This window comes from Clostridium sp. D43t1_170807_H7, assembly GCF_015555905.1.
Taxonomy (GTDB): Bacteria; Bacillota; Clostridia; order Clostridiales; family Clostridiaceae; genus Clostridium.
The window spans coordinates 15322-31706 of sequence record NZ_JADNLK010000027.1 but is presented as its reverse complement, the minus strand read 5'-3'; the positions used below and the strand labels follow the sequence as shown (position 1 = coordinate 31706).

12 protein-coding genes and 1 pseudogene are annotated in these 16385 nt (G+C 25.2%); 3 read left to right on the top strand and 10 right to left on the bottom strand.

Annotated features, from left to right (window positions below; genetic code table 11):
• Positions 1-226: 226 nt before the first annotated feature.
• Positions 227-1242, top strand: a pseudogene (locus I2E98_RS13635) (transposase); the annotation flags it as partial.
• 175 nt (positions 1243-1417) lie between these two features.
• Here I2E98_RS13635 and I2E98_RS13630 read toward each other — a convergent pair.
• The 10 genes from I2E98_RS13630 to I2E98_RS13585 all read right to left on the bottom strand — a co-directional run bounded on the left by I2E98_RS13630 (position 1418) and on the right by I2E98_RS13585 (position 14221).
• The gene (locus I2E98_RS13630) at positions 1418-1678 is read right to left on the bottom strand and encodes a hypothetical protein (RefSeq protein WP_195469441.1); all 261 of its coding nucleotides are present in this window, start codon (positions 1676-1678) and stop codon (positions 1418-1420) included.
• 185 nt (positions 1679-1863) lie between these two features.
• Positions 1864-2469, bottom strand: a complete 606-nt coding sequence (locus I2E98_RS13625) for a hypothetical protein (protein WP_195469440.1) — start codon at positions 2467-2469, stop codon at positions 1864-1866.
• Positions 2470-2485: 16 nt separating this feature from the next.
• On the bottom strand, positions 2486-5377 hold the full coding sequence (locus I2E98_RS13620; protein ID WP_195469439.1) for a dynamin family protein: 2892 nt from the start codon (positions 5375-5377) through the stop codon (positions 2486-2488).
• A gap of 118 nt (positions 5378-5495) precedes the next feature.
• Positions 5496-6749: a hypothetical protein gene (locus I2E98_RS13615; protein ID WP_195469438.1), complete on the bottom strand. Its 1254-nt coding sequence runs from the start codon at positions 6747-6749 to the stop codon at positions 5496-5498.
• Positions 6750-6764: 15 nt separating this feature from the next.
• Positions 6765-8297 (bottom strand): hypothetical protein, encoded by a 1533-nt coding sequence (locus tag I2E98_RS13610; RefSeq protein WP_195469437.1) that lies wholly within the window; start codon positions 8295-8297, stop codon positions 6765-6767.
• A gap of 9 nt (positions 8298-8306) precedes the next feature.
• Complete coding sequence (locus I2E98_RS13605) at positions 8307-9233, bottom strand: FHA domain-containing protein (protein WP_195469436.1); 927 nt, start codon at positions 9231-9233, stop codon at positions 8307-8309.
• A 12-nt stretch (positions 9234-9245) separates the two neighbouring features.
• A complete protein-coding gene (locus tag I2E98_RS13600) occupies positions 9246-10382 on the bottom strand; it encodes a protein kinase (protein WP_195469435.1) in 1137 nt (378 codons plus the stop codon).
• A 16-nt stretch (positions 10383-10398) separates the two neighbouring features.
• Entirely contained in the window at positions 10399-11040 is a 642-nt protein-coding gene (locus I2E98_RS13595) for an FHA domain-containing protein (protein WP_195469434.1), read from the bottom strand.
• A gap of 18 nt (positions 11041-11058) precedes the next feature.
• Positions 11059-12471, bottom strand: a complete 1413-nt coding sequence (locus tag I2E98_RS13590) for a VWA domain-containing protein (protein ID WP_195469433.1) — start codon at positions 12469-12471, stop codon at positions 11059-11061.
• Between the two features lie 28 nt (positions 12472-12499).
• On the bottom strand, positions 12500-14221 hold the full coding sequence (locus I2E98_RS13585) for a PP2C family protein-serine/threonine phosphatase (protein WP_195469432.1): 1722 nt from the start codon (positions 14219-14221) through the stop codon (positions 12500-12502).
• Positions 14222-14580: 359 nt separating this feature from the next.
• On the opposite strand from I2E98_RS13585, the gene I2E98_RS16105 reads away from it, so the two are divergent.
• The gene (locus I2E98_RS16105) at positions 14581-14778 is read left to right on the top strand and encodes a hypothetical protein (protein WP_243251165.1); all 198 of its coding nucleotides are present in this window, start codon (positions 14581-14583) and stop codon (positions 14776-14778) included.
• A 33-nt stretch (positions 14779-14811) separates the two neighbouring features.
• Entirely contained in the window at positions 14812-16260 is a 1449-nt protein-coding gene (locus I2E98_RS13580; protein ID WP_243251163.1) for a DNA mismatch repair protein MutS, read from the top strand.
• The last annotated feature ends 125 nt before the right edge of the window (positions 16261-16385 follow it).

Genomic DNA, 16385 nt, shown 5'->3' with positions numbered 1-16385 from the left:
AAATAGGATATAACTAATGATCATTTTTGTACATTTTTATTTTCCATTTTCTATTCATTGTTATATTATCATTTACATTCCTGATTTAAATAAGTCTACTATCATATCTTTATATTCTTGATCGTATCTTCTGCCCTTACCCATAATGGACACATCCTTTCTTAATTAAATATAATTTTACTTAGTTCTACTTAATGTGTCCACTACTTTATACTAACACCAACCTGATGAAAAGATTTCAATTGAATATGCATTAGCGGTAAAAGATAAGCTTACTGAAATTAAAGAAAAAGAAGGCCTAGATTTTGTATATGGAAAAGGCAAAAGAAAAAGTAAACTTCAAAAATATACCGAATTAATTAATGATTTTATAGAAAAGCAAAGTAAATATGATGAATACAATAAAATTTTTAATGGAAGAAACAGTTTCTCAAAAACCGATCATGACGCTACTTTCATGCATATGAAAGAGGATCATATGAAAAATGGTCAGTTAAAACCAGCATATAATGTTCAAATAGGGGTAGAAGGTGAATATATAGTTGGAATAGATATATCAAGCGAAAGATCAGATCAACTTACCTTTATACCATTTTTAGATAAGTTAGAAAAGAACTTAAATAAAAAATATAAATCTATAACTGCTGACGCAGGATACGAAAGTGAAGAAAACTATACATATTTAGAAAATAATAACCAAAAAGCGTTCATTAAGCCTCAAATATATGAAAAATAAAAAACTAAGAAGTTTAAAAATGATATTAGTAAAAGAGAAAATATGCAATATAACGCAGAATATGATTATTATATTTGTGCTGCTGGTAAGAAGTTACTTCCTAAAGGATCTACTACAAGAAAATCAAAATCAAACTTTAAATCAATAGTAAATATCTACGAATGCGAAAGCTGTCTAGGTTGTGAATATAAAAATAAATGCACAAAAGCTAAGAATAATAGGCAATTACATGTTCCTAAAGAATTTTTAAGGTTGAGATCTGAATCATTAGCTAATATAACAACTGAAGAAGGTATACGTTTAAGAATAAATAGATCTATTCAAGTTGAAGGCGCATTTGCAGTAATTAAACAAGATTATGGATTTAGAAGATTTTTAATGAGAGGAATAAGAAAGTCAGAATAGAATTATTAATAATGGCATTTGCCTATAATGTTAATAAATTGCACAATAAAACTTTACAAGGTCGAAACGGTGAGCTGTTGCACGAGCCGAAAGGTGCATAATAAAAACTTTATAGTAAAATTATACCAGAAGGCATCCAACCTTCTTTTTGTCATGTAAAAAAACAAAATTAATGAATATATTTACATAAAATTTATTGTATAAAATTCTATCTAACAAAAAAGGAGCCGTATTCAGATTGAATTTATTAATTCAATCTGATACAGCTCCTTATTTTTAATAATATTTTTCTATTTTTAATAATATTATTATAAATTTTTCGTATATTTCTTTTGCATCATTAAATGTAATAATTCTTGTGAAAGGTGTTAATCCGAACATAATATTAATTTCGCCAATATCTTCTTTTAAATCACTTTCTATATTACTAATAAACTGATCTATAGTTAATAATTGATTACTACAATATTCTTTATTATTTACTTCAAATAATTCTTCCATAATTTTATTAAATTTATTTCTTAAAAAACAAATCATACTATATGGTTCATCATATATATGTTCTTCTACATATTGAGTATTAATATACTTGTTTACTTTACTGTAATTATCATTTTCTCGAAGTATTTTTTTTATACTATATATATTATCTGAAGCTTTTATGCTTTTACTTTTATAGAAGTAATCACCATATTTACGTTTATTACTATTAAATACATTACTTATTCCTTTTTTCGCAACAGAGATAAAGTTAGTAGCGTTACTGCTGATAGAAGTGCTATTATCCCTGTTGCTTTCATAAAATTTACATCTTTACCTGCTTTTTTATCAATTTTATTTTTAGTTTTAGATGCATTATATGTAGTATACATAGTATGAAGTTCTACTTTTTCCTCTTCTTTTTTATTTTCACCCTCTTCTACTATTATATTAGCTATTCTATTAGTACTTTTTTCTTCATTTGAATCACTATTCACCTTAAAAGTATTATTTTCTTCAATATTTCCTTCAAGAAGCAATTCAATATACTTATTTATTTGTATTAATAAGTTTATTCTCTCCTTTGAATAATTTCCTGGAATAGATGCTTGTAAATTCTCTAAATATTCTTGCGTCCATAAAGAAGGTTCATATATTAATTCTTCGTTATCAAATTCTTCAAAAAAGCCTTCTAAAGAATTACATAATTTAATACAAACATTTATAAATTCAACTTCCTTACCGTAAAATAAAAGTATAGTATCAAATATACCACGAGCTCCTGAGATATTTTTTAATTCTACACACATTTTTAGTCGATCATATATTTCTTGCATTTCTTTATCCAATTTATAAAACGCCTCCTTATGTTAGCATTACATTATCTAATTTTTGTTTAATATTTTTTATAACAGCTATTTTTCTCTTCATTTCTTTTTCAGCTTCTAATATTGTATTATTTTTTTCATTTATATCGCTTCTTAAATCAGATAATCTATCTAAATCGTATTTGATTTTTTTATTAAAATCATTAATTTGTATATTTATTTCATGGATACACTTTTGTTTAGCATTATCTCTTGTTTCCTTTATTTGAGCATATAACTTATGAAGATCTTCTCTGGCATCAGATATAAATTTTAAAATATTACTTAGCTCCATTCCTTTTTTATTATGATATGTTGTTATATCTATATATTTCGGTTCCCAGAACTTAAATATTCCAAATAAACCTTTCTTCTCAGGATTTTCGATTGTTTTTACCTTTTCTAAAGTTTCTTGAATTACGCAATTTTTAGCTAAGGTCATAAAATCTGGACTTGATGCATCTATAAATTTACTTATACTTACTTCTTTGTTATATTTAATATCTTCACATAGTGAACTTATATATTTTTTATATTTACTAATAGTGTTGTCTATGACATTAGTGACATCTTTCTTTATACTTTTACCTAATTCAGATATTAAATCAGCTCTTAAATCTTCGTATTTATTTTGAAGTTTTTCTATACATTCATTAGCTTTTCGGGTATTAACCAATTTTTTACCGTTAACTGTTTCTATTGGAAGTTTATCTACCTCTTTTTTGAACTTTTGAAATTCTATATTTATACTTCTTTCAATGGGAGCTAAGCTATCACCAAACTTAATTGAATGTATCTCATCTCTTAAATCATTTATTTTTTTATCATTGTTTATTTTACCCTTTAAACAGTTAATACTTTTTTGCAAAGCTTCTTTTTCCTTAATATTTGAAGATATAATACTCTTAATATCATTCATTAAGTCATTTTTATCAATGGTATTCTTACAAACCTTAACTATATTTTTAACTTTTCTTATATTTTTATATTTATTCATATATTCTTTTATAGTTAATTCTAAGGCTAATATACCTGATGTAGCTATAGCTAAATTTAAATAATCTTCATTTTTTGTATACTCCTGAATAAGATTATTGATTTTATTTTTAACAGAAGGAGATAAGTCTGATAGCTCGTGGAATTTATATACTCCTCTTTTAGCTCTTTTTTTGATTATATCTAATTCATCTTCTTCCCATTCACTTATTTTCATATTGTTTTGTTCTAATTTAGAAAGCAATCCATTATGTGCAGAAACTAAATGAATTTTCGGATTTTCAATTCCATATGACTTTAGCATTGAAATTGCATCTCTTTTCATTGATATTTCTTCATTGTCATCGCTAGAGAATCTATCAGCTTTATTTATAACAAATAAAAATCTATCACTATCAATCTTACCATCTTCGCCTTGTTCTCTTGCAATTTTAGATATAAAATCAGCTTCATCTGTAGTCATTAATTTTAGTCCATCTAAAACTACTATTATCATGTGTTTCTTGTCACTCTTTATGAAATTATAAGTTATTTGCTTATGACTTTTATCTCTGTAATTGTTAGGACCAGGTGTATCTATAATTTCAAAATTATCAACATCACTAAAGTTTCTTATAGGCCCTTCTAGATATATATGTATATCTTTATCAGAATCACCATTTATAGTTTTTAATAATTCATTTGATACAGTATTACCTTTTTCATCTACAAATGTAGTAGATTCGTTGTTATTTTTTAAATGCATTATTTTAGCTGTACATGCTTCATTTTTAGAAGGCATTAATTTATTCCCAAGTAAAGCATTAATTAATGTTGATTTTCCAGCACTCATTGTTGCAAGCACACATACTGAATTATTTTCTTCTAAATACATATCAAAATATTCAAGCATTTTAGGATCTTTAATGGCATCTACGTCGCTGTTTTCTATCAGATATCTCAATTGCTTTAATTCTTTTACTCTATTTAAATCATAAATTAAAGTACCTGGAGTTAAATTTATATTCTTTACATTATTCTTATTAAATTCTTCAACTAGTGCATTTAAATCTTCAAAATCATATTTACTTCCTTCGAAAATTATATTTATTTCTGAAGCGTTAAATTCTAAAGCTACATTATTTAAATCACTTATAAATTCTTGTTTTAAACCTGATATATCGCTATTTCTATATTTTTTCTTTAAAATTTTAAAATATGGTATATCATTTACATAAAATTTATTTTCTTGTTTGAATGGATTACTCTCTATTCTTACAGAAATACTTGAACCGTAATGTATTGGAGAATGGCTTTCTACATTGTCTGTTGATTTTTCATTGTTATAGAAATGTTTAAAGTCTTCTGGTTCCATACAATCCTTATTGTTTTCGTAATCACTATCTAAATTCTCGACTGTAGTATATATATTATTATCTTCATCATATGATGCTTCGATCGTTGCTGCTTCATAACTATCTTCATATGTATACACTTTATCTTCTTTTATTGTATTATTTTCTATTTTTACATAATATGCTTTTAAATTTTCCGAGCATTCAATTAAATTAACTATTAATTCAATTGCTAAAGCTTTAGATTCTATAGCACTCTTTTCATTACTAAATGGGAAATAATTATTTATGCTTTCGTGATTTAAGTTTTCTATTATTTTATTAAAATCATACTTATATGCTTTTAAATTTATTTCTTCTTCTAATAAAAAACTCAAATTTGAATTTTTATAAGAATTCAGTATATTACTTTTATCAAAATTTACGTTTCCATTACTGTTATATATTTTTTCTAATATTATTTTGTATACTTCTTTTAAGCAAGCATTTACTAATATTACTTCATCACTTTGTATTGCTGTATTTAAGTATATTTCTATTTTATTGTTTATTTCTTTCATTTTCCTTTGTAAGCTTTTAACCTACTTCTCCTTATTAAGTTTATATTTAAATATTTAATCAAAAGAGGTTTTTTATAAATTAATAGTATAGACCTCTTTTGATTATTAAAATTAAATTTTATAATAAAATGTCAGTTAAACAAGTATAGTTAGTTTCTTCTGATGTTTCATCAATCACAAGTATGTCTTCATTTAACTTAACTGATAAATTATTAATAAATTCTTTTGCACCTAATAGTCCAGATAAATCTGCTGTAAGATCTAGTTTTCTTGAATTTTCATTTATATAAGATATATTAATATTCTTTTTAGATATAGTTATGGTATTTATACCTTTTTTATTTATAAGCTTTACGAAGTCTTCTCTTCTATAGATAGTTAGTCCTAATAATTCCTCATATTTTTCACTTTGATCTTCATCAATTATTTCAACCTCTGAATCTACTATTAAAGTAACTTTTAATGCTTGCATATCTTCATAAGCCATAGAATACATAGTTTGTAATCTATTTTTAATTTTATTTAAAAATGCTATTGGACCATCTTCGAATATGAAATAGTTGTTATCTCCATCTAACATTTTGAAATTCTTAAATCCTATTCCACAAATTGTTGCATAATATCTATTTTTAATTTTCTCTATTATTATATTTGAATTTAATTCTGGATTTTCAACAATAAAATCACTTAAATTTATATTTACTGAATGAGCCTCCATGAAGGCTAAAGTAATATATTTTATTTTATCTTCAATTGTATCTTCTGTTTTGCTTTTACTAAATTTGCCTGTATAAGTAAATTCATCTGTATAAGTAAATTCATCTGTATAAGTAAATTCATCTGTGCTTTTAATTTCATCTTCTACTGCAACTGCTGTAGCAAACGTACCTATTTCATCTTCTGATAATCTATTGTTATTATATAATTCTTGAAGAGCTTCATCTGAAAGTTCCTCACTTAATACCGCTTCTTCGTTACAACATATATGTTCTTCATCTACGACATCTGCAAACTGATTTTGTATATATATATTAGATGTATATCCTAATACAGGTATATACACAGTAAATAATCCTGAATTATTACCTAATGTTTTCATATTTATAGCTTTTTCAGTTATATATGCAATTGGTGTACCATCTTCTTTAAAGTATCTATTATCAGGTACTTTAATGAATTTAGTTTCTATAATATGATTTTCATGCACATCGTTTAATATAACTTCATAATTAGTTAAATCTCTTCCAAAATCTATTGAGAAAATTGAAATTACATTTGTTTCAGTTAATATTAGATTTTCTTTTGCTGTAATATCTCCTCCGTGTTTAAGTTCACCTGAAAATATATCTGATTGATTATAATCTATTGCCATTTTATTCTCTCCTTATTACATATTCTTTAGCATATTTCTTATTCTGCTTAACATATCATTTATTGGATTTTGATTTTGATTTTTATCTTTATTAGAATCATTTATAATAGGTCTTTTTATAGGATTATTATTTAAATTTTCATATTTTTCTTCTGATTTAATTCTTTCTGTCTTAGAAAATTCAAAATTTTGTTCATTCTTATAACTATTATTGATTCTAAAGTTATTTGAATATTTAAACTCATCATCTTCGTTATAAATTCTAACTTTTTTAATGAAAATTTTTCCGTCCATTTCTCTTTTTGATATCTCAAAAGTAATTTTTTGGCCTGCAATTAATTTTTCTAATTCGTGTTCTTCTAAAAATTTAACTGAATTTGATGTAAATCTATATTCTTCTCCATTAAATGTTGATAGATATCCGTACATATCTTTTTTATTAAACCACTTAACAAAGCCTTTTTCTCTTACGTTAAATTTTTCTTTTTTATCTCTTCTAGGACTCGTCTCTACCCCACTTAATCTTGCTAACTTTTGCTCTATAGCATCATAATTAGTTAATCTTTTATTAACGTCATGATTACATAGATTTTGTATTAAATCGTGTAACATTTTTATTTTGTATGCGTTATTACCGTTATTCAAATTACAAATTTTTTCTTCGCTTATTCCATTTGGATAATATAAAGAACCTTTTTTCATCATATTTATTGATATTTCTGAGCTTCCGAACAACATTTGATGAATTATTGCACCCAAAGCAAATGCTCCTACTTGTCTTCCTGTAGCTTTATTTCTTAAAGAATAACCTACATAGTCATTTCTCTCAGGAGCACAGTATCCGGCTACTGTTCTATCTGAATTTATATGACTTTCATCTATAAATCCCTCTTCATCTAATTTACATATTCTCCCTAACCCAACGAATCTAGGTACATCATCATTTAATAAAACAATGTGTTCTGGACATAATCCAACATATGCATACCCTTTATCATCTAATGTTTTTAAAAATGCCAATATATAATTGGCTATTCTTGCTACTTTAGGAATATTTACTTCATCTTTATTTTGATATTTAAGTTTTCCCTCATCTATATGCCAAGATAATATTCGTCCTGGTATATAATCTAAAATTAAAACTGGTTCACTATTTACTAAATGGTCTGGGATTCCATCTACTGAATTTATAACTGTAAACCAATCTAACGGCTCTGGTAATAAAGGCGTATTTATATCGTTTAATATTTCTAGTTGATGTAAAAGTACATTTCTTTTTTCTAGTACTTTTTTATCATCTCTTATTTCATCTAGTCTATACTCAACAACCTTTGCAATAACAGTTCTATTAACTTGTTTATCATTTGCTAAAAATAACCTTGTTCTTATATCTTCTCTTCTCTTCATGACACTATGGAACCATTTAAACTTACCTAAAGTTTTATCTTCTATTTGTTCAGGTAACATTAAGGTCCATCTTTTGTCATTTGTCAATTCATTTGATGATTCTAAATGAATAGGCTCTCCACACACAAACTTAAAATCCATTATCCACACCTACCTATCTCTATAAAATAAAACAAATCCTTTTGAGCTTCCTAATACCATAGGAACATTAGGGCTTAATAAAAATCTATCTCCTTTTTTCTTAGCTTTTAGGTTATACCATGTCCCTCTGCTACAATTTTCATGTACAACGTACATAACTTCATTTCCACGAACATCGATTATTCCATGTTCTCTTGATATAATTTTTTCTTCATCGAAAGCATCTAAGTCAATGCTTGGGTATATTCCTCTACTTATACTACATCTCCCTATTGTCATTTGCTTTCCGCTTACAACTGGGTAATTTTTAATTAATTTTTTATCTTTATATATCTCAATTCTTCTTCCAGAAACCAATTCTGTAGAATCATGTTTAGTTATATCTTCAATCTCTAATTTATTATTTTTTAATATCTCTGCAATTCTTATATAAATATCGCATTGTTTTTTAAAATCTCTATTTATAGTAACTCCTTTGCCTTCATTAACTGCGCAACAGAAGTATATTCCATGATTAGTAGTCATTTTAGCCAAACTTTTGAAATCATAATCGTTTGATATGACAATTATTCCTGATAACTTTTTCTCTAATATGTCTTTAGCTGCTTCTCTAATTAATTCTGGATCATCTTTTCTACTTAAATTTAGTTTTTTCTTATAAAAACTTTTTTTAAGTTCATCATCTACTCTTATGCAATTAATACCCCTTCTCCCTAATGTATCCTCAGGAAAACCAAAAGCTTTATCCGGTAAAATAAATGCCTTTTTCTCTAATATTTGTATTTGAGTATTCTTAAAATATATTTTAATAAATTCTTCAATTGCGGTTACTGCTTTATAAATATAATTTTCAATTTCATCGCATGATTTAAATTTATATATATTTTTTGTACTAATAAATAGACTTGCGTAGTCTATATATATAGAAAACTTCATAACATAACTTACCTACTTTATACTATTATTTTTTATTACTTTTAAAATATCAAAAATTTCACGCTTAGCATCGTCCATTTTTTCAAATCTATTTACTCTATCTTGTTCTAAACATTTCTTTATATAATTATAAGTTTCATCAGTATAACCTAGCTTTTTTAGATTTTCTACTGGTATAATATCATTTTCATCTTTTAGAACCTTGCTTAATGGTTCACAAGTTAATAAATGATATAGTGTTGCACCAAAAGAATACATATCTACTCTATTATCTAGATTTCCTAATGCCTTACTACCTTTAGTAAGTTCTGGAGCCTTGTATCCAAAAGTACCTACACCAGCTTTACCAGCATTTTTAATATTACTTATAGTTTCGCCATTTTCCTTAACTAAAATGGCTGTCATACCTCCGAAATCTAACAAGGTAATAAATATCTTATCTGTAATCATAATATTTTCTGGTTTTAAATCTTGATAGATAAAATACTGTTTAGAGTATCCTGATAGTTTAGTTTCTCTTGGCTCATGGAAATGCTTTAGTAAAGATGCAAGTTGTAAACCATATTGTAAAACTGCTATTTCCCATTGTGAAACTGACTTATATCCTCTGTCTTTTAGCACATTGTCTAGTCCTTTTGAAACATATTCGCCTAGATTTTCACCTTCAATCATTTGCATTACTATATAAGGTTCTTCTTCATAAATTTCTTTATCGTCACAGATAAAAAGTTCTCCATTACTTGCTCTATGTGGCCCGTATAAAGTAGGTGAAAAATCGCATACTATTGAATTTAAATTAGGCATTCTGCTTTCACTTAAATTTTTAAATGCTGTTAAACAACGAACTTCAAATTTAACTTCTCTTCTAATATCCTCTATTGTCTTTTTTCTGCTACTATCTACTGCATAGCTAAATAGCCCTGGTACATTGTCATATCTTCTTGCTTTAATTAATACCTGTCTATTCATAAGTCTTTTATCAATAGCTTTGTATATTATTCCGTAACCCCCAGAAACAGATAAAATATCTATGATTTCATATCTTCCATTTGATATTTTTATAGGTGCGACGATTTTATCTTCTCCATCTTCAGTTTTTCTATAAAAAGTCTGACTATTTTTATAAATATCTCTTTCGCATATCCACATATGATTCTCCTATATTTTACATCCTAAATTCTAATGCAAATTTTCTACTTAATACTATCATGTCTTCGTTATTTAGTTTGATGTCCTCATCAGTAACTGCAGTTAAATTGACATGTAATGAATTTTTGACAGATAATCTTTTTATATAGAAACTTTGATCTTTTATATAAATCAATGCATGTTTTCTACTAGTATATCTTTCTTCATCCATAAAACTTAAATCAATTTCTGGATCAGCATTTAAACTTTTTCTTCCTATTAGAGTTTCATCGTAAGTTATAGGTATTATTTTTACTATTTTATCTTTTTTGTATATTAAAACTCTTGGCTCTCCGATAAAAGTATCTTCTACTTCTTCTATTTCAATAGGATTTCCATGAATTTCATAAAATCTTATATTATTATTTTCTGTTATATAATATACTTTTTCATTGTTTACGCTTTCTTGTACTTTATGGTCACTATTAGGCATTTCGCTGTTTTCTTGATTAGTTTTATCTAAATCTTCTTTATATTTTTCTAGATTGAACTCTTCAACTTCCTCGTATTCTATTAATGGAGCACCACATATTACACAAAAATTTTCATCAAATCCAGCTTCACCCTCTTTATAGATTCTTTGATGTGAAGCTTTTATGCATTTTTTTCTTAATACCATCTATTTAATACCTCTCTTTTATATTAAGTTGAATAACTCTTCTGTATCTAGGTCACGCTCTAATGCCCCTGCATCATCAGCTTTAGAACTAGTATTTCTATTTTCATTTAGTTGTTGCATATCTATTTTGTTTGATTCATTGTATGAATCTAATTGCTTACTATATTTTCTAATTAAATCTATATTCCCTAATTCAGTATATACTCTAATTATCTCATTAAATGTATTTACGACTTTAGCATGATTTTTTGTATTATAATATTCTTCTAGTTCATCTTCTAATCTCTTAACTATTACTCCTCTAAATCCTTTTTCTACATCCCCGACAATTTCTCTACTTCTTTCAAACATAGTTCCAAATTCTAATTCTATAGTTTTTGTTACTGTAAATACTTGATTCCCATATATAGCTGGAATTCTATATTGTATTTCTACATCCATTACTTTTACGTATCCGTTTCTTTGAATTGGTACAGTTATAGAACCTAATAAATAATATCTATATAATTGATCTTTCTCTACTTGTCCTATATTTAAACTCATGCTTCTACTAAGTCCTAGCTTAGCTTTACCTAAGTATTTCTTTTCTGGAGTAGCTGTATAGTGATCGGTGATTCTAACATTTCCAGCTACATTCTTAATTTGAACTTTAACATCATTTATAATTACGTCTTTAGCATTTTCAAATAATCTTTCAAATACTTCTTTAGCTTGTGCTTCCTTTTTTATAATGTCTGTTCTTCCATTAGTTTGTTTTGCTAAATTTTCTAAAAGTGAATATCTTATTCCGTTTCCTATTCCTAAACAATCTATAGATATATTGTCATAAGCTAAGTAACTAGCTTCTCTTATAGCTGATTCCTCTGTATCACAAGTTGGAACCCCATCTGTTAAGAAAATAATTTTTTTAATTTTATCATTATTATTACTAGAAAGTAATTTTCTTGCACTAAATATTGCTGATGAAATATTTGTATTCCCTTCAACTTTAATAGTCTTTAGTGCATTTAACATAATTTCTTTATTGTATCCTGCTATATTTTTAAAAACTACAGTCGGATTATCGTTATACACAATTAAACTTATGTTATCTTGTGGCCTAACAGTATTAATTAAGTGCTCACATGCTTTTATTGCAACTTTGAATCTACTTATTCCATTTTCAACATACTCGATTCTTCTTCCTTCTGAGTATCCAAATCTTCCTGTTCTTACAATATCTTTTTCGTTTACTACATATGTCATAGATTCACTTGTATCTAACACTAGACATAAATCTACTCCATTATTGTTGAATCCTCTTCCACTAAAAGTATTTCTAACTTCATCACTTGGAAAAATATCTAGTTGAATTTTTATTTCTTTTTCTTTTCCATCAGCTAATAAATAAGGTGTATTAACTTCAGAATTAATAATTAACTCTCCTGCCATAATATGATTACCTCCATTTGTTTATATATTAAATTGAATTAACAATTTTTGCGGTTATTATTGTAATATTATCCCCTCCACCATTTGAATTAGCTTCTAATAAAACTTCTTCATTGAATTTAGATAAACTATTACATTTATTATTTATTAAAATATTTTTTAATTTTTCATCTTGTTTCCACAAATCATTTGAATATGCTATAGAATTTAAATAATCTGTTACTCCATCAGAACAAAAAATTAGGATATCATTTACTTGTAACTTTATCTTACTTATGCTTATTGGGACTTTTTTGGGGACAACTTTATGATTTAATATATCTCCTCCCCCAATATACTTTATTAATAAATCATTATCGTTACCATTTCGGTAGCTAATCCATTCATCGCCTTTTACCAGTTTGTAATTGCCATGATTGTCCTCATAATTTAGTATATTCAGTCCTTCAATTTCGTTATATATAAATATTTTGCTATCACCAATAGATACATAATATAATGTATTTTCTATTACGATACCTAAAACTAAAGTAGAGGCCATGATTGAGTTTCCTTTGCCTTCCTCTTTATATTTTATAGTTCCTTTAACATTATTTACTATTTCATTATTTGTTTGTGTTATAACTTCCTCTAAAAATTCTTTTATTGAATCTTCATCTTTTAAATGTTCCTTAAATTCTTCCCATGCATCTATAATATTATTTTTTAAAATAGTGCTAGCTTCTTTTCCATTTCCATAGTCTGCTGTTGATACTCCATCTGCAACTGAAAATATATAAGTGTTATTACTAACATCTGTGTAGTAACTATCTTGATTAAAGTCATCTTCATTTATATTTTCTATTTCGCTGGTTGTTAAACCTAATTTCGCTATAGACTTTTTAAGTTTACCTTTACCTACATCTGTTGCTGCAGAATACTCAATTATCAAACTTTCTGTTATATTATTATTTTCTTGATTTATAATATAATCAAAACATTCTTTAAATTCCTTAACATTTTTAAATCTCAATTCTTTAAAAATATTTATTGATTTATGAATAAAATCATGGAACTTTACATTTATATCTTTTCTAAACAATGATAAATTATATAAATAGTAGTCATACTCTTCTTTGGTAGTTAAATTAAATCCATTGAAAATTAACTCCATGAAAATACTACCTAATATATAAACATTACTTGATTGATCAATTTCATCGCTTACATTTTCTTCATTTATTCCTGGTATAAATAAATCTTTGCCATAATTATATTTAATATTATTTATATTTTTATTTTCTAAACTTATAAATTTTCTTTTTCTTTTTAGATATAATGTGTTTAAATCATTGTCTACTAAAGAAAAATCTTCTAAATTTATATTATCTACAACTAATTTCTGTTCTTCTAAATGAATAAATATATCATTTAATTTATTCATTATTATTTTTATAGTTTGATATGAAATTTTTTTATTTTCTATATATTTTTTTAGTGAAATTTCACTTTCATTAAAATAAAAATATATTTCTTCTTTGTCTTCTTCAATGTAAAATGGCTCTTTTATAAATTTATACTTATTTTTTAATAAATCTTTATATTTAATTTCTGATTTTATATTACAAGTAGTTATTTTGATCTCCTTATACCTATAATTTTCAGCAACATCTTTTTTTTCACTTATTTGACTATTTAATAATTTCCCACAACTACTGCAATAAATAGAATCATCTACTATTTGATTGCATCTTAGACAAATATTTTTCATAATTTTTAATCCTCTTTAACAGGTTTTTATTTCTTGTGTGACCATTTTATTCTTAATTCAATACTCTTTTATACTATATCAAATAATACATAAAAATACAATAAATCCTATATCAAATAATACATAAAAATACAATAAATCCTTTTTATTTATTAGAGTTTTTTCATACATATATTTCAATAAAAGTAATTTATTTAATCAATTTTAAGTATATATTAATATATTATTAAATAAGTAACGAATAATTGTGTTATTATGAGTTAGTTTAATTTTTCAACTACCTGATAGGAATTTAGTGATTAATTCAATAAAGTTATTTAATATTAAATATAAAAAGCAATTTAAATAGGGGGCATAGTATGGAGATATTAATTATTTTACTATTAATATTATTAGTGGTATATATTTGCTTTAATAATTATAAAAGAAAAATTAATATGTTAAATAGAATACATAATGAGTTTGGCAAAAATCCTAAAGATTTTTATGAAGAATTCGATATGAATTTTGTTAAACAATATTATAAAGCCCGTAAAGAAAATGAAAATATTAATTAATCTATCGATGAATTAACTTGGAATGACCTTGATATGGATAATGTTTTTAAAAGAACAAATTATACTAGTACCACATTTGGTGAAACATATTTGTATTATAAATTTAGGGAAGTATCTTATGACAAAAATAAATGGACTATTACTGAAAATTTAATAAATAGCTTTATTAAGAATGATTCTTTAAGAAGCTCCATTAAATTAGAACTTATGAAAGTTGGAAAAATCAATGATGAGAGATTTATTAATTTTATTTACAACCCTAATTTAAGTAAAATAACAGGCTATTTTAAATATCCTTTATTAGCAGTTGGTCTTGTAATATCAATTTTACTAATATTTTTCACTGATACTATAGGAATAGCAGGAACAATATTTTTTATGTGTACCAATATATTATTTTATCAAAGTGCTAAAATTTATTTAGAAGATAATTTTAATATAATAGTATATTTACTAAATAATATTAACTTATGTCAAAATTTATGTAAAATTAAAGATAATTATTTTAAAAAGTTTAGGCTAGATATCGAAGATGTATTAAATAATTTTACTAAACTTAAAAAAGTAAAAACATATAGTTCTGCTTTAAGTAAAAGCAGTTCCAACTTTCTATCTGATCTAGAGATTATTGTTGAATACGTTAAAATGTTTTTTATGGTTGATATTATTGCATATCAAAGTATAACTAAAATATTAGAAGAAAATAAAAAATATCTTTATTTAATCTATGACTTAATTGCTCAATTAGATTTTGCATTATCTCTTTCTTATTATAGGAAAAGTATAGATGAATATGTAAATCCAGAGTTTACAGAAGAAGACATAATGGAGTTAGAAAATATTTATCATCCCCTTATAGATAATCCAATAAAAAATTCAATAGTTATAGATAAAAATATTATTTTTACAGGCTCAAACGCCTCTGGTAAATCTACTTTTATTAAAGCAGTTGCTTTAAATTGTATAATGGCACAAAGTTTAAATACCGCATTATGTTCTAAATATAGATATCGATTTTCTAAAGTCATAACATCAATGGCAATAAGAGATGATATTCTTGAAGGAGATAGTTATTTTATTGCAGAAGTAAAAAGTTTAAAGAGATTATTAGATTCGTTAAATAGCAATATTCCTATTTTAGCATTTGTAGACGAAATATTAAAGGGAACTAATACAATTGAGAGAGTATCAGCTTCAGCATCAATATTAAAGTATGTTGAAACAACTAAGGCTCGTATGTTAGTTGCAACTCATGATATTGAACTAACACAAATGATTAAAACTGGATATGATAATTATCATTTTAGAGAAACTATTACAGATAATGATGTACTTTTTGATTATAAATTAAAATATGGTCCATCAACAACAAAAAATGCAATACAACTATTAAAAGTAATGGGTTTTAAATCTAGTGTAGTAAATGATGCAAATTATATTTATGATTCATTTATAAAAACTAACAAATGGTCCAATTTGTAGTTTAAATATGTTCTTAGAATAGTTATCATGTATTGATCATATTTAGGATTGAAATTAGTATATATATAACTTTCCCTTCCCCTCTTCATCCTGATAAAGGTGTTTCTAATATTGATATCTTTCTT

Bases quoted from the DNA above. Each gene is read 5' to 3' on its own strand.
- I2E98_RS13630 (WP_195469441.1), bottom strand. From the start codon at position 1,678: ATGATTTGTTTTTTAAGAAATAAATTTAATAAAATTATGGAAGAATTA.
- I2E98_RS13620 (WP_195469439.1), bottom strand. From the start codon at position 5,377: ATGAAAGAAATAAACAATAAAATAGAAATATACTTAAATACAGCAATA.
- I2E98_RS13615 (WP_195469438.1), bottom strand. From the start codon at position 6,749: ATGGCAATAGATTATAATCAATCAGATATATTTTCAGGTGAACTTAAA.
- I2E98_RS13610 (WP_195469437.1), bottom strand. From the start codon at position 8,297: ATGGATTTTAAGTTTGTGTGTGGAGAGCCTATTCATTTAGAATCATCA.
- I2E98_RS13605 (WP_195469436.1), bottom strand. From the start codon at position 9,233: ATGAAGTTTTCTATATATATAGACTACGCAAGTCTATTTATTAGTACA.
- I2E98_RS13600 (WP_195469435.1), bottom strand. From the start codon at position 10,382: ATGTGGATATGCGAAAGAGATATTTATAAAAATAGTCAGACTTTTTAT.
- I2E98_RS13595 (WP_195469434.1), bottom strand. From the start codon at position 11,040: ATGGTATTAAGAAAAAAATGCATAAAAGCTTCACATCAAAGAATCTAT.
- I2E98_RS13590 (WP_195469433.1), bottom strand. From the start codon at position 12,471: ATGGCAGGAGAGTTAATTATTAATTCTGAAGTTAATACACCTTATTTA.
- I2E98_RS13585 (WP_195469432.1), bottom strand. From the start codon at position 14,221: ATGAAAAATATTTGTCTAAGATGCAATCAAATAGTAGATGATTCTATT.
- I2E98_RS16105 (WP_243251165.1), top strand. From the start codon at position 14,581: ATGGAGATATTAATTATTTTACTATTAATATTATTAGTGGTATATATT.
- I2E98_RS13580 (WP_243251163.1), top strand. From the start codon at position 14,812: ATGGATAATGTTTTTAAAAGAACAAATTATACTAGTACCACATTTGGT.